The following is a 19,793-nucleotide window of genomic DNA, read 5'->3' as shown; positions in this document are numbered from 1 at the left end:
CAATAAAATAGTGATTCGATCGTTTCGGATTCTGGTGGTGGTGGCGATAGTCGCAGTCGTGGCGGCGTACTTTTTTCCGAGGAATGAAGCCCCTCAACCGCAGGCGCTGGTGGAGATACCGCTGGCGAAATCGTCGCCGGGCGATCAATCGGGATCGTCGCTGGACGAAAAAAACCCGCCGCCCGCAGTACCCGACTCCGCGAGCGCAAAGCATCGCGATGACGGCCTCAACTTCACGACGCAGAGTCTCAGCGGCGGCAAGATCAATCTCAGCCAGTACCGCGGGCATCCGGTGATCGTCGATTTCTGGGCGACGTGGTGCTCGCCGTGCCGCCGCCAAATTCCGGAGCTGAACACGCTGTACAAGAAGTACAACAAGTCGCGCGGACTGGTGGTGCTGGGCATTTCGTGCGACATGATTGAAGGCCGCGGCTTGCAGAGTGTCGAGCCGTTTGTCGAGGAATTTCAGATCGACTATCCGATCGCGCTGGCCGACCAGGCGCTGCTCGATGGCCTCGGCGTCGAGGCGATTCCGACCACGCTGTTCGTCGATAAGGACGGCAAAATCGTCGCGCGAATTCTGGGCGCCGGACGAAGCGGCGAGATCAGCAAGAACACGATGCTGCTGCTCGACGGCGGCGACAAGAGCGGCCACGTCGCGGACCTTTAGCGATAGTGGATTCGGCTATCGCAGACGGGATAGTATCGCTCCTCAAGTATGGATCCGAAAACAATCGAAGAAATGATCGCGCGCGGGATTCCTGATGCCCAGGTCGAAGTGCGCGACTACACCGGCGGCGGGGATCATTTCGAGGCGATTGTCGTGAGTCCGAGCTTCGAGGGCAAGGGGCTCGTCGAGCGGCATCAACTGGTTTATCAGGCGCTGGGCGACGCGATGCGCGTGCAGGTCCACGCGCTGACGCTCAAAACTCTGACACCGGCGCAGCATCAGAACCGGAGGTAAAAAATGTCGGACATCTTCAAGCAGATCGAAGCGGACGTTAAACAGAACAAGATCATGATTTTCATGAAGGGCACGCGGAGCTTCCCGCAGTGCGGCTTCTCGGCCGCGACCGTGCAGATATTCGACGAGCTCGGCGTGGACTACGAAACTGCCGACGTGCTGAGCGATCCGGATCTGCGCGACGGGATCAAGAGCTACAGCAACTGGCCGACGATCCCGCAGGTGTATATCAACGGCAAGTTCGTCGGCGGCTGCGATATCATCCGCGAGCTGCATGAGAGCGGCGAGCTCGAGCCGATGGTGAAGGCGGCTCTTAGCGAAAGCACTCAGCACTAGATCATCCTGTTCCCAGGGATGATGCGCAGAATTCTGCTCGCGGCGAGTTTATTCGCGTCTGCCTTGGCGATCGCGCTCGGCGGTTGCGGCGGATCGAACATTTCCGAAGAGCCGGTTTACACGACGACGCCGCAAGGGGTGCACGTCGCGGCGCTCGCGATGAGCACTCCGCGCGCCGACGCGGCCGCGATTCGGCTCCGCGACGGCCGCGTGCTCATCTGCGGCGGCAACGCGACCGGCACCATTGGCGGCGTGCTCTCGAGCGCCGAGATTTACGATCCATCGACGCAGACTTTCTCACCCACCGGCAACATGACCGCGCCGCGCGAGGGCCAGACGATCACGATGCTCCAGGATGGGCGCGTGCTGCTAACTGGCGGCGCGCAGAATATCGGTTTCCGCTCGGAGCTTGCGAGCGCCGAGATTTTCGATCCATCGAGCGGAACTTTTACCGCGACCGGTTCGATGTCGATACCACGCGAAGGGCATACGGCGACGCTGCTGCGCGACGGGCGCGTGCTGGTGGTCGGCGGCAGCGATAACGGCACGCATACGCTGGATTCGGCGGAAGTTTACGTGCCGGCCAGTGGCGCGTTCACAGGCGCGGGACATCTCAATCAACCGCGAATCGCGCACACCGCGACGATGCTGCTCGACGGCAAGGTGCTGATCGCAGGCGGCGGACGCGGCGACCGTCCCGGCGGATACATCGCTTACGACACCGCGGAAATCTTCGAACCGATCACCGGCGGCTTCGGGATGCTGCGCGCGCACATGGTGAATGCCCGCGTCGGCGCGGCGTCAGTGCTGCTGAGCGACGGGCGCGCGCTGATCGTGGGCGGCAAGAGCGGGCAGATGTTGATGGCGGGCTTCATCGGCAATATCGCTGGACTGACTCCGCTGAACACCGCCGAGACGTACGATCCCGAGGCGCGCCGCTTCGTGCCGACCGGGCAGATGGGAGCGGCGCACTACCTGCCGACTGCGACCAAGCTCGACGATGGCGAGGTGCTGGTAGTGGGCGGATGGAAGCAGCAGGGTCCGACCGTCGTTGGGATGACGGCGACGGAAGTCTATATGGATCGCACCAACCAGTTCTCGAGCCCCGGTCCGACGAATGTCGGGCGGCTCGAGAATACCGCGACGTTGCTGCCCGACGGCGAGGTGCTGGTCGCGGGCGGAATCGACGCCAACTCGAAGATCACGTCGTCGGTGGAATTCTACTCGCCCCGCCAGCACAGCTTCATTTTGATTCCGGAAGCGGGCGCTCCTGCCGGCCCCGCCGAAAATCCGTAATCATGGCGCGAAGGATCTCCAAGGCTGAGGGCATTCGCCGGGCAAGAGCGGCACGCCTCAAACGAGCGTCGATGAAGGTCCGCAAGGAAAGCATGCGGGTAAATGCGGAATTCGCGAAGTTCGAACGCGATCCGGATTGATTTCCGTAAGCGACGCTCACTCGTAGTCCTTGAAGATGAGCCCAGAGCCGCGGTGCTCGACGGCGACGTGGCGGATGTAGCGTTGTAGCGATCGCAGAAAACGCTGCATCGCAGCGCCAAGAATCCGTCTTCGTGCGGCAATCGGATGCCGCCTCGGACATCAATGAATCCGATTCGGCTCTCTCATCCTTATCGGGCAGACCCGCGAACAGTGATGCGAATTGGGACAATCGTCTGGAAACTGTAGCGGACTCGTACGCCCATCGCTCGATCCAGCCATGGATGCGGAAACCGCCGCGTCAGATTAGCCAGCAGTCGAGCGAGATTTTATAGCGGCATCGAAGTTGCTGCGCCGCCCTGGGGTATCAGCACGTATCGTCCGGGCCTGCTGGATCTGTTTGCCGGCTACTTGGCGCCATCCGGATCGACGTTCGTGAAGGGATTCGGCAATGTCTGAGATGTATGATCTGAAGCGATTCACGCTTGCTGATATGACCCGCTGCGGCGCCGAGTTGCGGCGATTTGGTTCGGAATCAAAGAGCATGGAGCAGGCCGCAGTCGGGATTGTCCGCTATCTCTATGAACGGCTTGGTTATTCCGACTCGGGTCAACGCTGTTGTGTTCTGGTACGATTCTTCAAGACGCATCCTTACGGCGACCTCGGGCCGCAGTTGCAGGAGTTTAGCCGTTCGATGATGCCCGGCGTTTCGTTGGGGTCTGCAGTCAAGTGCTTAACGCTGCTCGGCACCGCCGGCGATCGACCGGAGTGGAATCATCCTCAAGAGTCACGCCACCACCGAGCAATTCCGCTGCCGAGCCTGCACGCGCTTGAACAAGTTCCGATGATCGCCCAGTTGGTCAGGCAATTCGGTCTCGAAGTGAATATCCTCCTGGAGCCGAAGCCCGAAATCATCAAAGAGATGGACCGAAAAACATACAACGTGTTTTATGTTGAACCCGCGAAGGACAGTCTATACATTCCGGCCCAAAAGGATTTCGTGGTACCGAATCATGTCGAGTCCGTCCTAGGTTTCGGCGGAGTATTGCCCGAGGGAAACTTTTTTGCCGTGATCATGTTCGCAAAAGTGCCGATCCCAGCGTCGACCGCCGAGATGTTCCGAACGGTAGCGCTCAACGTGAAACTGGCTATTCTGCCCTTCGTTGAAGGACCGATCTTCGCCGGGTAACGGCCGGCAGAGGAAGCATGGAAGGACGGAGAAGAACACCGCCGTATGCCTGAGGATGGGGCCCAAAGCTACCTTCGTCAGCTCGAATCGCGCGTTCACGCCTTGGAGGAGTTGCTCGAGGCTGAAGAACGCACCGTGACTGAGCAGTCGGAGCGGATCGAGGGAGCGCTTGCGGCGGCGCTGGCGGCGTCCAAAGCCAAATCCGAATTTCTGTCGAGTATGTCGCACGAGATTCGCACTCCCATGAATGCGATTCTGGGGATGGCGGAATTGCTCGAAGAAAACCCGCTCAACCCCGAGCAGAAAAAATATCTCGAGATAATGACCCACAATGGCGCGGCGCTGTTGGACCTGATTAATGGAATCCTCGACCTCGCACGGATTGAGAGCGGCCGACTGTTGCTCGAAGAGGCCGGCTTCGATCTCGAAAGCGTAGTCGATGGTGCGGTCGAGACCCTAGCCGTTCGCGCGCAGCAAAAGGGACTCGAGATGCTGGCACAGGTGATGCCCAATGTCCCGATCGGACTGATCGGCGATCCGTTGCGTCTCCGACAGATCCTGCTCAATCTGATCGGCAACTCGGTCAAATTCACGGAGCATGGTCAGGTGCTGCTCACCGTCGAGCTTGAGCATGAGTCGGCCGGTCCCGGCCATCTTCATTTCTCGGTAGCGGACACCGGCATCGGAATAGCAAAGGACAAACTCGACGAGGTCTTCTCCGTTTTCACCCAGGCGGACTCTTCGATCACGCGCCAGTACGGCGGGAGCGGGCTCGGGCTCACGATCGTGCGACGCCTGGCGGCGCTGATGGGGGGTCGCGCCTGGGGCGAGAGCGAGTTGGGGCGCGGGAGCATCTTTCATTTTACCGCGCACTTCCAGGTTCAACCGCAGGCCCCCGTCGAACGAAACCCGACCCCAACCGTGATGCTGAACGGCGTTCGCGTACTGGTGGTTGACGACAATTTCACCAATCGGCTCATCCTGCGCGAGATGCTCTCGATTCGCGGTGCGGAGGTTGATGAAGCCGACAACGGGCCAACCGCGCTCGAACAAATCGAGCGTGCCAGGGCAAGCGGGACTCCGTACCAGCTGATGTTGCTCGACTGCCGAATGCCCGGGATGGATGGATTTGAGGTTGCTGAACGGGTCAACGCGCGACCGGATCGAGGTTTGACGGTGCTGATGCTGTCGTCGGACGACCTCCAGCTCCAGGTTACGCGCGCTCATGAGTTGGGACTCGACGCATACCTGGTGAAACCGGTTCGCCGCACCGAACTGTTCGCGGCGATCGGGACGGCGATGGCCAATCATACGGCTCGTCCCGACCGTCTCAACACCGAACCCGGGCAGACCGCCGAATTCGCCGCGACCCAGGCCGTTGCTCCGAATACACCATCGGCTATTAACCTGAATATCCTTCTGGCCGACGACTCGCAGGACAATCGTATGCTGATACACGCCTACCTCAAGGACCGGGGTTATCGGCTGGACGACGCCGAAAATGGCGCGATCGCTGTCACCATGGTGAAGGCTGGAAATTACGATCTGGTGCTCATGGATGTACAGATGCCGGTGATGGACGGGCTAGAGGCCACCCGCACGATTCGCGATTGGGAGCGGGAACGCGGCCTGCCCCGGGTGCCGATCTTCGCCCTTACCGCCTCGGCGGTGGAGGAGGATGTCCGACTGGCACTTGAGGTCGGGGTCGACGTGCACCTCAGCAAGCCGATCAAGAGGGCCGTGCTGATCGCCGCGATCAAGAAATCGGTTCGCGCACCCTTCGCCCTCGAAATCGTGAAAGCCTCGGACGACACAGCAATGTGAAGTGCTCGACGGCGACGGGGCGGATGTAGCATTGTAGCGATCGCAGAAAACGCTGCATCGCAAAATGCCAGAGTCATCGACAAGCCCGCTCCCGCAATTCAACTTAGCCGACGCTCAGAATGCGGAGCGTTCGTTTCCCACGGGCCGCGCGGCGCTGCTGTGTTTCGTCAAGGAAGACTGCCCCACCTGCGGGATGAGCATGGCGCTGATCGAAGCGGCCCATCGCGCATTTGGCGCAAAGCTCGACGTGCTCTCGATCGGACAGGATGCCGAGGGCAACGCGAAGCTGGTCGAGCGCTACGCGCTCAGCGTGCCGATGCTCGATGACTCGGCGCTCGCGGTTTCTTTCGCGTACGATCTCGACACGGTGCCGACGATCATTCTGGCTGATGCCAACGGCGTCGAGCAGCGGCGATTTATCGGCTTCGGCCGCGACGATTGGCGCGAGATGTTCGCCGAGTTGAGTCGAATTGCTGGCACCGACGCGCCATCGATCAATTGGAATGAATACCCCGAGTCGCGGCCGGGATGCGGCTCGAAGTCAGTGGAACCAGGAGTCGCTGAAAAACTTGAAGCCGCGGCGCGCGGTGAATTCCTGACGGCGCGGCGAATCGAGCTGGGCGATTCGGAAGACGTTTTCGAGTTCATGTTTGAGCGCGGACTCACCGACGGCCTGCCGGTGGTGCCGCCGACGCCCGAGCGCGTGATGCGCATGCTGACCGGGACGCGGCGCGATCCGCGCGAAGTCGTCGCGACGGTGCCGCCGAATCTCGCGCCGGTGACGGTCGAAAAAATCGCGGTGAACGCGGTGATGGCGGGCTGCAAGCCCGAGCATCTGCCGGTCGTGATTGCCGCGCTCGAGGCGGTCTGCACCGACGAGTTCAATATCCACGGCGTGATGGCGACGACGTGGGGCGCGACGCCGGTGATTGTCGTGAACGGCCCGATTCGGCATCGCCTCGGCATGAACATGGGCATGATGGCACTCGGCTACGGTAATCGCGCGAACGCGACGATCGGGCGCGCGCTGAAACTCGTGCTGCGCAACGTTGGCGGCGCGCGGCCGGGCGAAATCGAGCGCTCGACGCTGGGCGCGATCGGCAAATTCACCACCTGCTTCGCCGAATGGGAGGAGCGGAGCGCGTGGGAGCCGCTGCACGTCGAGCGCGGCTTCAAGAAAGAGGAAAACGTGGTGACGGTGTTCGGGCTCGAGGCGGGCTCGCGGCAGATCGCGGACCAGATGTCGCGCACGGCGCACGCGCTGGTCGGCAGTATCGGGCTCGGGCTCGAAGCATGCTGGCATCCGAAGCAGCACGGCAGCGGCGAGATCCTGTTGGTCGTTTCGCCGGAGCACGTGGACACGATCGCGCGCGACAAATGGAGCAAGGCGCAGGTGCGCGCGCGCATCCAGGAGATCACGTCGCGACCGCTGCGCGAGCTGATGCCCGACGCCGAGAGCGGCGAAGGCGTGCCGCCGAAAGCGCTCGGCTTCACCAATCCGACCGCGGAGCAACTTGCAACGAAGCTTCCGAAGTTTCGCAAGCCTGAGAATATCAATATGATCGTCGCCGGCGGCGAGGCCGGAAAATTTTCCGCAGTATTCGCCGGCTGGGTCTCGGGTCCGATGGGATCGTCGAGCGTCAGCCGGCGTATCGAGGAGGCTCCATGAAACAGGTGATCATCGATCCAACTGACGAGCGCGTACCGATTCGGCGCACGCTCGCGAAGCGCACCGATTCGATTCGCGGACGCGTCGCGCTGCTGGATATCGCGAAACCGCGCGGCAACGTGTTGATCGATCGGCTCGCGGAGCATCTGCAGGACCGCCTGCCGGGAATCGAGATCAAGCGTTTTCGCAAACCAACTTTCACCAAGCCGGCGCCCGACGATCTGCGCCGCCGTATTGCGGAGGAAAGCGACTTCGTTATCGAAGCGCTAGCCGATTGAGGGTCATGCACAACGTGCAGTGTGCACGATTCAGTATGGTTCGAGATCAATGGCAAGCCCTCGGTAGTAATCGCGTCGAGCACGTTCGTCGATGCCGCACAGCGCCAGGCCGAAGCGCTCGGATTGCCGGAAGTGCGGCGCGTGTTCGTGCCGCATCCGATTCAGGATGCGAACGATGACGAGATGCGCGCGAAGGCCGACGCAATAGTGAACGACGTGATCGCGGCGCTTAGAAATTAGCGCTGATCTTTGGGATCGCGGGCAAGCTGCGGTCCCGCGGCAATCATTGCGGCGCAGCCCAATCGAGGGCTGCGCCGTATTTATTTGAGCGCCCGCGCATGATGGAATCGCTGCGGGAGCATCTTCTTTGGAATCCGGAAAAACAATCGCGCACGAAACTCGCGATTCGCGCGCCGATTCGATCGCGCCGGCGCTGACGCCGGCGCCGCGGCGGATTCTCGTCAAGGAAGTAAACTGGCTCGGCGATCTCGTGATCAGCCTGCCGGCGCTGCGCGCCATTCGCGCCACGTGGTCGGACGCTCATCTCGCCGTGCTCGTGAAAAGGGAGCTCGCGGGCTTTTTCGACGGTGTCGCATGGGTGAACGAGGTTATCCCCTACTCCGTCGCGCGCGGATTGCCAGGCCTGATCGATCGACGGCGGATCATCAAGGAGATTCGCTCGCGGCAATTCGATCTGGGCGTGCTGTTTCCGAATAGTTTTGAGTCGGCGCTGTGGCTCACGATGGCGGGAATCGCGCGGCGCGCGGGATTCATCGCGGATGCGCGCGGGGCGATGCTGACGCACAAGACCCTGCCGCCGCGCGAGGCGATGACGGGTCATCAATCGCAATACTGGCTTTCGATGGTGCGGCTGACGATCGGCGTGTCGGAGACGAATGACAAAGTTGCGCTCGAGGCGCACGGACCGCATCGCGAGAAGATGCGTCGATGGTTGTTGGAAAATCGCAAGCGCAAAAATGCGCGACTGATCGCGATCGCGCCCGCCGCGGCGTATGGCCCGGCGAAGGAATGGCCGGCTGCGCGTTACGGCGCGCTGATCGATCTGCTGGCATCGCGCGACGACGCGGAAGTGGTGCTGGTCGGTGCGCCGGGCGAGCGCGCGAAATGCATCGAAGTCGCCGCGGCGACCAAAGTTGGCGCGATCGTCGCCGCGGGGCATACGACGGTCGGTGAACTGAACGCGCTGTTATCGCTGTGCGACGGTTTCATCGGCAATGACTCCGGATGCGCGCATCTTGCGGGTGCGCTTGGAATTCCAACGCTCGCGATTTTCGGCTCGACCAATCCCGCGCGCACCGCGCCGATCGGAAATCGCGCGCTCGTCATCTATCGCAAGCTGGAATGCAGTCCGTGCCTCGCGCGCACTTGCCGCTTCGGGCACTACAATTGTCTGACGCAGATCAAGCCCGAGGAACTGGCTGGCGCGATGCGGACGTTGAGCGCGCTGATCTGAAAATCGCGCGAAGTTTGCGGTGAGGAACGGAGCATCCCGATGAAACTGAAAGACCTGGCGGCGAGGCTCGGATTGGAACTGCGCGGCAACGGCGACGCCGAGATTTTCGCACCCGCGCCGACTGAAGCCGCGGCGCCGGGGATGATCATTTTCGTCGCGACGCCGAAGTTCGCGCCGGCGTTGCAATCGAATGTATCCGCCGCGATCACGACCGCCGAGCTCGCATCGGGCGCAAAGTGTTCGACCCTGATCAGCGAGAATCCGTACGCCGATTTCGCGCGCGTGCTGGAGATATTTTTCCCGCCGTATCGGCCGCAGCCTGGCATCGATCCGAGCGCGCAAATCGCAACCGATGCGAAAATAGGCGAGAACGCCTCGATTGGCGCGCGCACCGTGATCGGAGCCGGTGTGACGATTGGCCGCGATGCGATCATCCATCCCAATGTGACGATTTACCCGGATGTACGCATCGGCGATCGATTTACGTGTCACAGCCAGGTGTCGATTCGCGAGGGAACCTCGATCGGCAATCGCGTCACGATCCTGAATGGCGCGGTGATCGGCGCGGATGGATTCGGCTTTGTCGAGGAGCGCAACGACCTGATCAAGATTCCGCAAATTGGCAGCGTGATAATCGAGGACGACGTCGAGATCGGCGCCAACTCGACGGTCGATCGGGCGACGATGGGCGCGACGATTTTGCATCGCGGAGTGAAGCTCGATGACCTGGTGCATATCGGCCATAACTGCGAAATCGGCGAGTACTCGCGATTCGCCGGACAGGTCGGGATTGCGGGCTCGACGCAAATCGGCAAGTGGTGCCAGTTTGGCGGACAATCGGCCTGCGCTGATCACGTGAAGATCGGCGATCGCGTGATGGTGGTGGCGAAGGCCGGCATCCACAATGATTTGAAAGACGACTCGGTCGTGTCGGGCATCCCGGCAGTGGACGTGCGGAAATTTCGCAGATACGCGGCGGTGCTGACGCGGCTGCCGGAAATATTCCGGCGCGTGCGCGCGATCGAGCATCGGATCGGAATCAACGTGAACGATTGACGACGGGAGGGTTCGAGTGCTCGCGTATTTGCTGATCGGCATTGGCAGCGCGCTCGGCGGGATGGCGCGATATTTTGCGCAGGGCGTGATCGCGGCGATGACGGGCGGCGCGTTTCCGTACGGCACGATGTTCGTGAATGTCACCGGCTCGATCGTGATTGGATTTTTCGCGACGTTTTCCGGACCCGACTCGCGCTTCATTGTCGGCACGCCGGCGCGCCAATTCGTGATGGTCGGAATATGCGGCGGCTACACGACCTTTTCGACCTTCTCGCTCGAGACGCTCAACCTGCTGCGTGACGGCGAGTTGATACCGGCCGCGCTGAACGCCGCCGGATCCGTCGCGCTGTGCCTGATTTTTGTGTGGCTCGGCCATGTGATGGCTGCAACTCTCAGTCAGTGAGTAAAGCGATGCAGATTCCGAAAGATGCGATCCTGCTCCGGGTGTTTATCGGCGAAAACGAACGCTTCGACGGCAAGCCGCTTTATCAATCGATCGTGATGAAGGCGCGCGAAGTCGGCGTCGCGGGTGCGACCGTGCTCCGCGGTCCGCTCGGCTTCGGCAAATCGAGCCAGCTTCATTCGGCGAAACTTCTGCGGCTATCGGAAGATCTGCCGATCATAATCGAGGTCGTGGATGGCAAGGATAAAATCGATGCGTTCCTGCCGGTGCTGGACGAAATGATGGGCAAGAGTTCGGGGTTGATCACCGTCGAAAAAGTGCAAGTGCTCAAGTACGGCAAGGAAAACACTTGATTCGCAAATAGTCAGTCGCGCGAAAGGAGAATCGACATGGAAAAAAAGTATATAAATCCCGATACCCTGATGACGCCGCGAGGATATACGCACGTCGTAACCGTCAGCGGCGCGTCGAAGATGGTATTCGTCTCGGGGCAGGTTGCAGTAGATAAAGCAGGCAAACTGGTTGGGCCGGGCGATCTGAAGGCGCAGATTTTGCAGGCCGGCGCCAACCTGAAAGCGGCGCTGGCCGCAGCGGGCGCCACGCCACAGGATATAGTCAAAACGAATACTTACATCGTTAACTACAAACAGTCTGACTATAGCGCGATGCGTGAAGCGCGCGCCGCGCTTTTTCCCGAAGGCGACCCGCCCGCATCGACGCTGGTCGGCGTATCGGCGCTCGCAGTGGACGGCCTGATGGTCGAGATGGAAGCGATCGCTGCAGTCAAGTAGTCGAGCATCCAGCGCGCCGAAGAAATGCGGATAGCTGACCATCCATTTCCGCTCGACGTCGATCCGACTCTGCCGGGACATCCGGATCCTTATCCGCGGGCGCGTGAATTTTGATGCCTAGAGTCATTTTGACGTTAAATGCTACTGTTGGTCGGGGAGGAGACGATGAACAGCATTGAAGAACGTTATCGCGCCGCCAGCGCCAGGTCGGCGGAACTGGGCAAGCAGGCCGAGCGCGTGATGCCCGGCGGCGACACCCGCACGACCGCGTTCTATCGGCCCTACCCGCTCACGCTCGCGCGCGGCGAAGGTCCGTTCCTGTGGGACGTCGATGGCAACCGGTACATCGATTTGCTCGGCAACTATACGAGCCTGGTGCATGGCAACGCGTATCCGCCGATCGTTGAGGCGGTGAACAAGGCGGCCGCGAATGGCACGGCGTGGCCGGCGCGATCTGAGGCGCAGATCGAACTGGCGACGCTGCTCTGCGAGCGCATCGCGTCGGTGGAGCGCGTGCGATTCTGCAATTCAGGCACCGAGGCCGGGATGCTCGCGGCGCATCTCGCGCGGCGGCTCACCGGGCGCAAGCTGATCCTGATGGCGCGTTACGGTTATCACGGATCGTACGAAGACTTGGAAGTCGGACTCGCGGGGCAGGATGGCGAGCGCACGATGCTTGCGGATTTCGGCGATGCGACGGCGTTCGAGGCGCTACTTTCGGAACGCGGCTCGGAGATCGCGGCGGTGTTCCTCGAGCCGGTGCTCGGCTCGGCGGGCGTGGTCGAGCCGCAGGCGGGATTTCTCGGGCGGGTTGCAGAAGCTGCGCATCGCGCGGGCGCGCTGTTCGTACTGGACGAAGTGATCACGCTGAGGCTGGACGAGGGCGGCGCGCAGAAGATTTACGACGTGCGTCCCGACCTCACGATGATGGGGAAAATAATCGGCGGCGGATTTCCGGTCGGGGCGATTGGCGGCAGCGAAGAGGTGATGTCGAGTTTCGATCCGCGCAATCGCGGCTCGATTTGGCATTCGGGCACCTTCAACGGAAATCCGGTGAGCTGCGCGGCAGGCGCGGTATCGGTGCGCGAACTAACGTCGGATCGAATCGCCACAATGAATCAGCAGGCGGAGCGCCTGGCCGATGAACTGACGCGGGCGGCGCGGCATGCCGAGTTGCCATTCTCGGTGCGCCAAGTCGGTTCGCTGATGAACATTTTCTTCCTGAAGGAGCCGCCCGCCGCGACGATCGTGCGCGAGGACGGCCGCGCGATCGCGAACTTTCATCTGGCGGCGCTGAATCACGGATTGTTCGTCGCGCCACGCGGACTGATCGCGCTTTCGACGGTGATCAGCGACGAGTTGCTGAACGAGATTATCGGGCGCGCCACTGAGGCGATCGCTGACGTCGCGAGCGCCGGCGACTAGATCACGCGGCCTTCAGGTCCGACGTACAATGAGGGCATCGCGTCGCGCCGATCGGAATCATCGTCATGCAGTATGGGCAGCTCTTGGTTTCCGGCGGCTTGGGACGATTCGCGCGGGTCAGGATGTTGGTCCATTTCACGATCAGGAATACCGCGAACGCGATGATCAGGAAGTCCACGATCGAATTGAGGAACATCCCGTAGTTCAGCGTCGGCGCGCCTGCGGCTTTGGCCTGCGCGATGGTATCGTAGTGCCTGGACGAGAGATTGACGAACAGATTCGAGAAATCGACGGCGCCGAGCGCGAGCCCGATCGGCGGCATCAGGATGTCGTTGGTAAACGACGTCACGATTTTTCCGAACGCGGCGCCGACCACGAAGCCCACAGCCAGATTGACGACGTTGCCCTTGATCGCGAATTCCTTGAATTCTGAAATAATCGACATCGCGCGACGACCTCCGCAATTAAACTGGAGTCTAGCAACCGGCGCGTGCTTGATTCGGCCAACAGAGCATCGTCGCTGTTCGATGTAAATCTGCGCGTATGATTCGTGCCTCGGGGCGAGCCGCGCGCCCTCGCGGATTGACAATTTGGAAAGGCTTCTGATAGTCCGTTGGATGGGAATATTCAGGCCGCGGATCGGCCGTGCGATGAACGTCAAAACAAAGCTCGCAGCCCGAGGAGGCGAAGATGTCACAGGTGCACATAAAAGACGAGGAGCGAGTCGGTTCAGAAGCCAGGGTAAAGCTTCAACCGTCGGTCTATCTGAAAAAGCTCTACGACAGTGGCACGCCGGACTTGGAGTGGATGAATCAGATGGGGGAATGGGGCGTGCGGGCCAAGCCGGGCAACCTCGGACTGCGCCTGAAGGACATTGAGATCGGCAGCTACGGCGTGGTGCCGGAGCATGGCGGAGAGCATCGCTCGATGGCGCCGCGTGGCGCAAGGATCGTCGAGGAGCTGCCGTCGCTCGGTTTCACCATCAATGATAAGGCCGAGTGCTGGGCGGACAACGTTTCCGAGCTTTACGAAGAAGCCGTAGGCCGGCAGTGGAGTTCGGCGCGCGACATTCCGTGGACGGAGCTCAAGCCGCTGCCCGACGATCTCGAACGGGCGATGTGCCAGCTATGCACCTTCCTGACCGAAGTCGAATTCATCGCGGCGGACGCGCCCACGCGATGGATGAGCAAAATGAATCACGATTTTTTCGAAGTGAAGATGTTTCTGGCCACGCAGGCGATGGACGAAGCGCGGCACATGGACGTGTTCCGCAAGCGCGCGCTCGCCAACGGCGGCGGACTCGGCAAGGCCAGCGCGCTTAGCGAACTATCGCTCAAGAAGATCTTCGACGCGCCGAGTTTTTCGGCGCAGACCGCCCGGCTCCATCTGCTGGGTGAAGGCTTCGTGCTGACATTGTTCCGCCAGGGCGAATTCATCGCGCCCAGCCGGGTCGATCAGGAAATCTTCCGCCGCTGCATGCAGGACGAATCGCGCCACGTTGGTTACGGCGCGATGCATCTGCGGGCGCAATTGAAGGCGAATCCTGCGGTCGCGGAGGAAGTTCACCAGCAACTCGATGACGCCGAGCGGATTTTGCTCGAGACATTCAGCGTGCCGGAAGCAGTCGAGCCGATGGCAATCCTGATGGGCGGCGGAATCAAGAACTTCGACAAGGGCATGGAAATGCAGGGGCAGTTGTGGCGGCGAATCGTGCACGAGTATCTGCAGCGATGCGATTCCGCCGGACTCGACCGGCGTCCGCGATGCATCCTGCCGACTGACTTCAGCAAACTCGTCGACGTGGCCGTCGCTGCCTGATGCCGTCGTTTCCGGAAGCACGATGGTTCGAGACCCTCGGCCAGTTGATGCGGGCCGAGGGTGAACATTTCCGGCGGTTGGGTTACGCGGAGACGCGTTTCGCAGTCCGCATCATTCCGGACAACGTCTCGAACGGCGGCGATCGGATCGTGGGGCTGACGATCGACGGCTATCAGCTTAGCGAGGTGAAACCGGTAGCCGATCTCAATGAGTTCGATCCTGATTTCGTCATCTGCGGCAAGCGCGAGATTTGGGATCGGATGCTGGGGGAAATTATCGAGAATGGGCGTCCGGATCTGCGGCATACGCTGAGTTCGCTCGCGCTGGTGGGCGAGGAACTCTGGCTCGAATCAACCGATCAATTGCGTGAAGACAAATTCTACCGGTTCAATCAGACGTTGCAGGAGTTGTTGAACCTCGCCGCGAAGGTCCCGGACTGAAGGTTTTTAATTCTCGATTGCGATTGGGCGGCCCGACGTGGCCGCCTTTTTTTCTGGTAACGCGCGTGCACGTGACGCCTAACACGGAGGAAAACAGATGCTCGAAAAAATGCGGCGCGTAGTGACCGGTCACGACAAGGGTGGCAAATCGATGGTTCTGATCGATGGACCGCCCGGAACGATCGTCGAACGCGGCCTCGCCGGGTTGGGCGAAGTCTGGATTACCGATGGATCGCCGGCGGACAACTCCGGAAAAAAGGATTCATCCAAGCGCAAGCTGCGGCTCGAACCGCCGAAGCGCGGCAGCGTGATTCGTTTTTTTACGATCGCTCCCGAGCAGCAAGGAGTGTCCGCCGCGGAAATGGAAAAGGAATTTGCGGCAACCTTCAAAGCGATCGGCGGGAAGGACGCTCGCGTCGATACGTCGCGCCATCCGGGGATGCATACGACGAAGACGGTGGACTACATAATCGTGCTCGATGGCGAAGTCACCTTGATCCTCGACCGCGAGAACGTGAAGTTAAAGCCGTTTGACGTGGTAGTGCAGCGCGGCACCAATCACGCTTGGACTAATCCGGGCACCAAGCCGGCGCTGCTGGCGGGGGTTCTGATCGACGCCAAAAAGCTCTAGCAGGGTGCGCGATCGGCGCGAGCGATTACGCGGCGAGATCGGTCTCTCGGACACAAGTCCGTGACTCTAAAGACGCACGCTGGGGTTGGAACGGCCGGACATTAGATCCGGCCGCCCCTGCCACTGACGCGGTCAAAGTCAAGGAAGCTGGCTGGGATCGACCGTCACGCGAGTTGCGGCAATTTTAATATTCTCCGAGAAGAGCAAAGTGGCGCCAGGATCAAACGGGTTGATGCCCGATACCACCTTTATGATCCCATTCCCGGCGAAGCTTTTGCGGTCCTTGGACACGGTCACTTTTTCGTAAACCACGGAGCTGCTGGTCGTGTCCAGATGCCCGTCCGCCCCAGTGTACGAGAAGAAGGGGTGCGATAGTCCATAGGTACGCTGGCCCATAGGGATCCAGACGCCCTGACACACGAACCCGGCGAGCACCGGTCCGCTGTCATTTTGAGTCTCGGTGCGATCGCTGTGCCAGACGTCCCAGAGGTTGGCGACGACGGCATTGGTATCCACGTCGGTCCACGTCGCCTGCCACAGACCGACGATCGGCTCGTCGGCGCGAGCGTTCGGGCTGCCCGCGCCGAGCATGAGAGAACTCCGTGACCGCTGAGCCGAGCGGACAGGCGGGCGGTCTCTACGTAATCGCCTTCTGGCAGCTTGAAGCCGCTCAGATCGAGCCGCGTCGCCTGGCCAAGCTTGCCTTCGGCCATCAGCACGCGCACCACGCCATCGATAAATAGAGGATTGCCCGCCGTCGCCCGATGCAGGTCCGCGGTAAAACTCGAGGTCGGCGTGAGCACAGCCCGTTCTTCAACCATCTGCGCAACTTCGCGCTCGGTCAGTCCCGTCAGCACAATTTGATCGCCCTCACGGGCAATCTCGGCGATGGCCTCCGAAAGCATCTGCGAACGCCGTACTTCGACATCGCGGAAAGTGCCGATGACCATGATTTGAGAGTCGCGCAATCCGCGCGCTACAAACTTGAGCATCTCGAGCGAGGTCTGATCGGCTTCGTGCAAATCGTCAAAAATGAGAACCAGCGGCTGCGATCGTGCCGCGTCCCTTAGCATCGTGGCGACGCCATCGAAGAGCCGAAAGCGCGCCTGATCTGGATCCGACGGAGTCGGTCTATTCGTTTCAGATGACAGTTCGGGGATTAGCTGACCAATCTCCGGCGTGACAAGCGGCGGCCGCGCCCGCGTCCGATCCGGATGAACGACAAGTGAGCGCAGCACTTGCACCCACGGCCAGTATGAGGGTGCACCGCCGCCCTCCCAACATCGGCCCCATGCCACCCGCATCCCGCGGGCATCGCCGTGCCTCGCAACCTCATCGGCCAGCCATGTCTTGCCGATTCCCGGCTCGCCCGAGATCAGGAACAGTCGGCCGCGCCCGGCGATCGCGTCGTCGAGGCCCGCGATCAATAGCGCGGCTTCTCGCTCGCGCCCAACGAGCGAATGAGCTGGCGCGCGGTCGATTTGAGCCGGAGCCAAACGATGACCCCCGAGAATGATTCAGCCAAGCGGAACCGAACCAGTCTCGCCCCCCGCGACCACCGTTTGCAACATCCACTGTTACGCTCTCCAGGACTGCGGGTTTTCAAGGTGCGGACGAAGCGGCCCAATCACTCCAATGCGTTCATTGGGCGTTGAAACTGAAGGCGTTTGACGTGGTGGTGCAGCGCGGCACCAATCACGCGTAGACCAACCCGGGCATCGAGCCGGCGTTGCTGGTGGCAGTTCTGATCGTCGCAAAGAAGCTTTAGCTCCCGGACGATTCGGCGCGAGCGCTTACGCGGCCGGATCGAGCGCGTCCTGATCGCCGGCGATCTCGCGCGGATCGCGCGCCTTCAGGTTCGCACGCGGCCGGCCATCGCGAACGTCGTACGCGAGGCCGAGTTGCTCGAGCGCAAGGATGACAACGTAGCCAACGTCGGGCTGGCGCCAGTTCCACCCGAGCCGCGCCCATCCGGGCCGCGAATGATGGTTGCGATGCCAATTCTCGCCCTGCAGCATATGCATCACAGCGAGCCATCTCACGTTGCGGCTCGAATCCTCACCCGGCACGATTCCAGGTTCGGTGTGGCAGACGCTGTTGACGAAGCATTGCGCATGAAGCGCGAAGCAGAGCCGAATCGCGCCGAGCCAGAAAAACGCCGCGAGGCCGAAATACAGCGGGCCGAGATACGAGAGCGTCAGAATCGGAATCTGGAAATAACGCCAGATGATGTACGTCGGGGCCTTGAGATCGCGGCCGTAGCGATCCATCGGCGAGGGCCCGGTTTGCCAGAGCCATCGGAGATGCGCCCACCAGAAGCCGCCGAAGATCGGACTCGAGACGTCGTCGGCAGTATCCGCCTGTGCATGATGCTGGCGATGGCGCGACGCCCACGACGCTGGCGCACCCGAACCGTTGAACATCGCGACGAACGTGAGCACGCCGCGCGCCCATGGATTCAGCGTGACGCTGCGATGCGCGATCGCACGATGATAGGCGACCGTAGTGCCGAGTCCGCCGACGAACGCGAGCGCCAGCGCGCCGAAAAAGAGCGGCCATCCGGGCAGAGGAAACATCACCAGGCCGGCCAGCGCCGTCGCGTGGATCAACATTATCCAGGCGAACACTCCGATGTCCGGTCCCGATGCTGCGTACCAGCGCTGCTCCCACGGCCGATAGGTCGGTGAGAAAATCGCGCGGGTGTTGGTGTTCGTAATCGCCATTCGTCGCTCCACTGTTCCGTTCTCGGCCTGAACTCTCGCGCACGCCTGATTGCTTGCGCGCTGAGCGAGGCTTCGGCAGCCCGATTGCCCATGAACATCCGGGCGGCCGGCATCCGCACATTTTCACTTGGGGCCTTCGAACCGAAAGCGGGAGGGCAAATGTGCTTGCCGTCGAGGCCACTGACAATACAGGATGGTGCATCGATCCGCTATATCGCGAGGCCTGGCCGCAAAAGGCGAATAAGCGGTTCGAGCGCGACTGATTGACGAATGGATTCTAGCATCGCGAGATACGCAGGGCCGGGCTATGAGGTCGGCAAGACGGCATATCTAGGCGCGAGATTCTTCCGCGAGCCGACACTTCGCGCGAAATAGCCAAGCGGAAAAGTGTTATAAAAGAGAGGCAGCATGGCGGCACAAATGAACGAGCGAGTGGTGCGAGCGTCGAAGCTGAACTTCACCGTGCTCGAGATCGGCGAAGGGCCGTTGGTGCTATGCCTGCACGGGTTTCCTGACACGGCGCACTCCTTTCGCAATCAGATGCCGGCGCTCGCCGACGCGGGTTATCATGCCGTCGCGCCGTTCATGCGCGGCTATGCGCCGACCGAGCCTGCGCCCGACGGCCGCTACGATTCGCCGGTGTTGTCGGAAGACGCGCTCGCTCTGATCGAAGCGCTCGGCTATCAGGAGGCGGTCCTGTTCGGGCACGACTGGGGTGCGGTCGCAGCCTATGGCGCGGCGGCACGGGCGCCGAATGTCGTGCAGAAACTAATTACCGCCGCTGTTCCCTACGGAACCAGTTTTTTCCAGGCGCTGGTGACTAATTACGCGCAGCAAAGGCGCTCTTGGTACATGTTCTTTTTCCAGACTGCGATCGCGGAGACCGCGGTCAGCCTCAACGATTTTGCTTTCCTCGAAAAGATGTGGCGCGATTGGTCGCCCGGCTGGAACTGGACGCAGCCGGAAATGGAAGCGCTCAAGCGATGCTTCCGCGCCAAGGGCACCCTCGAGGCGGCGCTCGGCTACTATCGCGCGACGCTCGGCCCGGTGCTGAAGATTCCGGCGCAACCGAGCGCGCTCGCAACTGCGATGGCCGCGCCGATCGAGGTGCCGACGCTGATGTTCCATGGGCGCGACGATGGATGCATCGGGGCGGAACTTCTTAGCGGGATGGAAGCGTTGTTTCCGCGCGGATTGAAGATCGACGTGGTGCCGGGCGCCGGCCATTTCGTGCATCAGGAGAAACCCGATCACGTCAATCGGCTGATGCTGCAATTTCTTCGGCAAGGTATTTGAAGTGTCTTGCGGACGGCGTCTATCTTACCAAGCTGGACGTCG

22 protein-coding genes and 1 pseudogene are annotated in these 19,793 nt (G+C 61.3%); 19 read left to right on the top strand and 4 right to left on the bottom strand.

Features of this window, described 5'->3' with window-relative positions; genetic code table 11:
- Positions 1 to 10 precede the first annotated feature (10 nt).
- From Q7S58_RS20545 to Q7S58_RS20480, 14 genes are all read left to right on the top strand, one after another.
- Positions 11 to 670, top strand: a complete 660-nt coding sequence (locus tag Q7S58_RS20545) for a TlpA disulfide reductase family protein (RefSeq protein WP_304830482.1) — start codon at positions 11 to 13, stop codon at positions 668 to 670.
- Positions 671 to 718: 48 nt separating this feature from the next.
- Positions 719 to 964: a BolA family protein gene (locus Q7S58_RS20540; RefSeq protein WP_304830480.1), complete on the top strand. Its 246-nt coding sequence runs from the start codon at positions 719 to 721 to the stop codon at positions 962 to 964.
- A 3-nt stretch (positions 965 to 967) separates the two neighbouring features.
- Positions 968 to 1,300 carry a Grx4 family monothiol glutaredoxin gene (gene grxD / locus Q7S58_RS20535; RefSeq protein WP_304830478.1) on the top strand — a complete coding sequence of 111 codons (333 nt, stop codon included), beginning with the start codon at positions 968 to 970 and terminating at the stop codon, positions 1,298 to 1,300.
- Between the two features lie 18 nt (positions 1,301 to 1,318).
- Entirely contained in the window at positions 1,319 to 2,596 is a 1,278-nt protein-coding gene (locus Q7S58_RS20530; protein ID WP_304830476.1) for a kelch repeat-containing protein, read from the top strand.
- A gap of 598 nt (positions 2,597 to 3,194) precedes the next feature.
- Positions 3,195 to 3,923, top strand: a complete 729-nt coding sequence (locus tag Q7S58_RS20525; protein WP_304830474.1) for a hypothetical protein — start codon at positions 3,195 to 3,197, stop codon at positions 3,921 to 3,923.
- Between the two features lie 45 nt (positions 3,924 to 3,968).
- On the top strand, positions 3,969 to 5,747 hold the full coding sequence (locus Q7S58_RS20520) for a response regulator (RefSeq protein ID WP_304830472.1): 1,779 nt from the start codon (positions 3,969 to 3,971) through the stop codon (positions 5,745 to 5,747).
- 64 nt (positions 5,748 to 5,811) lie between these two features.
- Positions 5,812 to 7,416, top strand: coding sequence for a redoxin domain-containing protein (locus Q7S58_RS20515; RefSeq protein WP_304830470.1), 1,605 nt, complete (start codon positions 5,812 to 5,814; stop codon positions 7,414 to 7,416).
- The gene (locus Q7S58_RS20510; protein WP_304830467.1) at positions 7,413 to 7,934 is read left to right on the top strand and encodes a UGSC family (seleno)protein; all 522 of its coding nucleotides are present in this window, start codon (positions 7,413 to 7,415) and stop codon (positions 7,932 to 7,934) included. Before Q7S58_RS20515 ends, Q7S58_RS20510 begins: the two co-directional genes overlap by 4 nt.
- Before the next feature lie 127 nt (positions 7,935 to 8,061).
- Complete coding sequence (gene waaF / locus Q7S58_RS20505) at positions 8,062 to 9,168, top strand: lipopolysaccharide heptosyltransferase II (protein WP_304830465.1); 1,107 nt, start codon at positions 8,062 to 8,064, stop codon at positions 9,166 to 9,168.
- Positions 9,169 to 9,207: 39 nt separating this feature from the next.
- Positions 9,208 to 10,224: a UDP-3-O-(3-hydroxymyristoyl)glucosamine N-acyltransferase gene (gene lpxD / locus Q7S58_RS20500; protein ID WP_304830463.1), complete on the top strand. Its 1,017-nt coding sequence runs from the start codon at positions 9,208 to 9,210 to the stop codon at positions 10,222 to 10,224.
- A gap of 16 nt (positions 10,225 to 10,240) precedes the next feature.
- A complete protein-coding gene (gene crcB / locus Q7S58_RS20495; RefSeq protein ID WP_304830461.1) occupies positions 10,241 to 10,627 on the top strand; it encodes a fluoride efflux transporter CrcB in 387 nt (128 codons plus the stop codon).
- Between the two features lie 8 nt (positions 10,628 to 10,635).
- On the top strand, positions 10,636 to 10,980 hold the full coding sequence (locus Q7S58_RS20490) for a DUF190 domain-containing protein (RefSeq protein ID WP_304830459.1): 345 nt from the start codon (positions 10,636 to 10,638) through the stop codon (positions 10,978 to 10,980).
- A gap of 36 nt (positions 10,981 to 11,016) precedes the next feature.
- Positions 11,017 to 11,418, top strand: coding sequence for a RidA family protein (locus Q7S58_RS20485; RefSeq protein ID WP_304830457.1), 402 nt, complete (start codon positions 11,017 to 11,019; stop codon positions 11,416 to 11,418).
- Positions 11,419 to 11,583: 165 nt separating this feature from the next.
- A complete protein-coding gene (locus tag Q7S58_RS20480) occupies positions 11,584 to 12,843 on the top strand; it encodes an aspartate aminotransferase family protein (RefSeq protein ID WP_304830455.1) in 1,260 nt (419 codons plus the stop codon).
- Position 12,844: 1 nt separating this feature from the next.
- On the opposite strand, the gene mscL is transcribed toward Q7S58_RS20480, so the two are convergent.
- Positions 12,845 to 13,288: a large conductance mechanosensitive channel protein MscL gene (gene mscL, locus Q7S58_RS20475; protein WP_304830452.1), complete on the bottom strand. Its 444-nt coding sequence runs from the start codon at positions 13,286 to 13,288 to the stop codon at positions 12,845 to 12,847.
- Between the two features lie 245 nt (positions 13,289 to 13,533).
- Here mscL and Q7S58_RS20470 point away from each other — a divergent pair, with 245 nt between their 5' ends.
- The 3 genes from Q7S58_RS20470 (at position 13,534) to Q7S58_RS20460 (ending at position 15,732) form a co-directional block, all read left to right on the top strand.
- Positions 13,534 to 14,661, top strand: a complete 1,128-nt coding sequence (locus Q7S58_RS20470; RefSeq protein WP_304830450.1) for a hypothetical protein — start codon at positions 13,534 to 13,536, stop codon at positions 14,659 to 14,661.
- The gene (locus tag Q7S58_RS20465) at positions 14,661 to 15,101 is read left to right on the top strand and encodes a hypothetical protein (RefSeq protein WP_304830448.1); all 441 of its coding nucleotides are present in this window, start codon (positions 14,661 to 14,663) and stop codon (positions 15,099 to 15,101) included. The genes Q7S58_RS20470 and Q7S58_RS20465 overlap by 1 nt, the downstream gene beginning before the upstream one ends.
- A gap of 97 nt (positions 15,102 to 15,198) precedes the next feature.
- Positions 15,199 to 15,732, top strand: a complete 534-nt coding sequence (locus Q7S58_RS20460) for a cupin domain-containing protein (RefSeq protein ID WP_304830446.1) — start codon at positions 15,199 to 15,201, stop codon at positions 15,730 to 15,732.
- A 138-nt stretch (positions 15,733 to 15,870) separates the two neighbouring features.
- On the opposite strand, the gene Q7S58_RS20455 is transcribed toward Q7S58_RS20460, so the two are convergent.
- On the bottom strand, positions 15,871 to 16,323 hold the full coding sequence (locus Q7S58_RS20455) for a hypothetical protein (protein ID WP_304830444.1): 453 nt from the start codon (positions 16,321 to 16,323) through the stop codon (positions 15,871 to 15,873).
- A gap of 11 nt (positions 16,324 to 16,334) precedes the next feature.
- Between Q7S58_RS20455 and Q7S58_RS20450 the strand changes: the two genes are divergently transcribed.
- Positions 16,335 to 16,475, top strand: coding sequence for a hypothetical protein (locus tag Q7S58_RS20450; RefSeq protein WP_304830442.1), 141 nt, complete (start codon positions 16,335 to 16,337; stop codon positions 16,473 to 16,475).
- 210 nt (positions 16,476 to 16,685) lie between these two features.
- Here Q7S58_RS20450 and Q7S58_RS22375 read toward each other — a convergent pair.
- Both Q7S58_RS22375 and Q7S58_RS20445 read right to left on the bottom strand, forming a co-directional pair.
- A pseudogene (locus Q7S58_RS22375) lies at positions 16,686 to 17,228 on the bottom strand (AAA family ATPase); the annotation flags it as partial.
- 297 nt (positions 17,229 to 17,525) lie between these two features.
- Entirely contained in the window at positions 17,526 to 18,455 is a 930-nt protein-coding gene (locus Q7S58_RS20445; RefSeq protein ID WP_304830440.1) for a fatty acid desaturase, read from the bottom strand.
- A gap of 408 nt (positions 18,456 to 18,863) precedes the next feature.
- Here Q7S58_RS20445 and Q7S58_RS20440 point away from each other — a divergent pair, with 408 nt between their 5' ends.
- Positions 18,864 to 19,751: an alpha/beta fold hydrolase gene (locus Q7S58_RS20440; protein WP_304830437.1), complete on the top strand. Its 888-nt coding sequence runs from the start codon at positions 18,864 to 18,866 to the stop codon at positions 19,749 to 19,751.
- The last annotated feature ends 42 nt before the right edge of the window (positions 19,752 to 19,793 follow it).

This window comes from Candidatus Binatus sp., from assembly GCF_030646925.1.
GTDB lineage: Bacteria > Desulfobacterota > Binatia > Binatales > Binataceae > Binatus.
This window is presented reverse-complemented; position numbering and strand designations above follow the sequence as displayed.

Excerpts from the sequence above, each read along its gene's own strand:
- Q7S58_RS20540 (WP_304830480.1), top strand. The coding sequence starts at position 719 with ATGGATCCGAAAACAATCGAAGAAATGATCGCGCGCGGGATTCCTGAT.
- grxD (WP_304830478.1), top strand. The coding sequence starts at position 968 with ATGTCGGACATCTTCAAGCAGATCGAAGCGGACGTTAAACAGAACAAG.
- Q7S58_RS20530 (WP_304830476.1), top strand. The coding sequence starts at position 1,319 with ATGATGCGCAGAATTCTGCTCGCGGCGAGTTTATTCGCGTCTGCCTTG.
- Q7S58_RS20525 (WP_304830474.1), top strand. The coding sequence starts at position 3,195 with ATGTATGATCTGAAGCGATTCACGCTTGCTGATATGACCCGCTGCGGC.
- Q7S58_RS20520 (WP_304830472.1), top strand. The coding sequence starts at position 3,969 with ATGCCTGAGGATGGGGCCCAAAGCTACCTTCGTCAGCTCGAATCGCGC.
- Q7S58_RS20515 (WP_304830470.1), top strand. The coding sequence starts at position 5,812 with ATGCCAGAGTCATCGACAAGCCCGCTCCCGCAATTCAACTTAGCCGAC.
- lpxD (WP_304830463.1), top strand. The coding sequence starts at position 9,208 with ATGAAACTGAAAGACCTGGCGGCGAGGCTCGGATTGGAACTGCGCGGC.
- Q7S58_RS20490 (WP_304830459.1), top strand. The coding sequence starts at position 10,636 with ATGCAGATTCCGAAAGATGCGATCCTGCTCCGGGTGTTTATCGGCGAA.
- Q7S58_RS20485 (WP_304830457.1), top strand. The coding sequence starts at position 11,017 with ATGGAAAAAAAGTATATAAATCCCGATACCCTGATGACGCCGCGAGGA.
- Q7S58_RS20480 (WP_304830455.1), top strand. The coding sequence starts at position 11,584 with ATGAACAGCATTGAAGAACGTTATCGCGCCGCCAGCGCCAGGTCGGCG.
- mscL (WP_304830452.1), bottom strand. The coding sequence starts at position 13,288 with ATGTCGATTATTTCAGAATTCAAGGAATTCGCGATCAAGGGCAACGTC.
- Q7S58_RS20470 (WP_304830450.1), top strand. The coding sequence starts at position 13,534 with ATGTCACAGGTGCACATAAAAGACGAGGAGCGAGTCGGTTCAGAAGCC.
- Q7S58_RS20465 (WP_304830448.1), top strand. The coding sequence starts at position 14,661 with ATGCCGTCGTTTCCGGAAGCACGATGGTTCGAGACCCTCGGCCAGTTG.
- Q7S58_RS20460 (WP_304830446.1), top strand. The coding sequence starts at position 15,199 with ATGCTCGAAAAAATGCGGCGCGTAGTGACCGGTCACGACAAGGGTGGC.
- Q7S58_RS20455 (WP_304830444.1), bottom strand. The coding sequence starts at position 16,323 with ATGCTCGGCGCGGGCAGCCCGAACGCTCGCGCCGACGAGCCGATCGTC.
- Q7S58_RS20445 (WP_304830440.1), bottom strand. The coding sequence starts at position 18,455 with ATGGCGATTACGAACACCAACACCCGCGCGATTTTCTCACCGACCTAT.
- Q7S58_RS20440 (WP_304830437.1), top strand. The coding sequence starts at position 18,864 with ATGGCGGCACAAATGAACGAGCGAGTGGTGCGAGCGTCGAAGCTGAAC.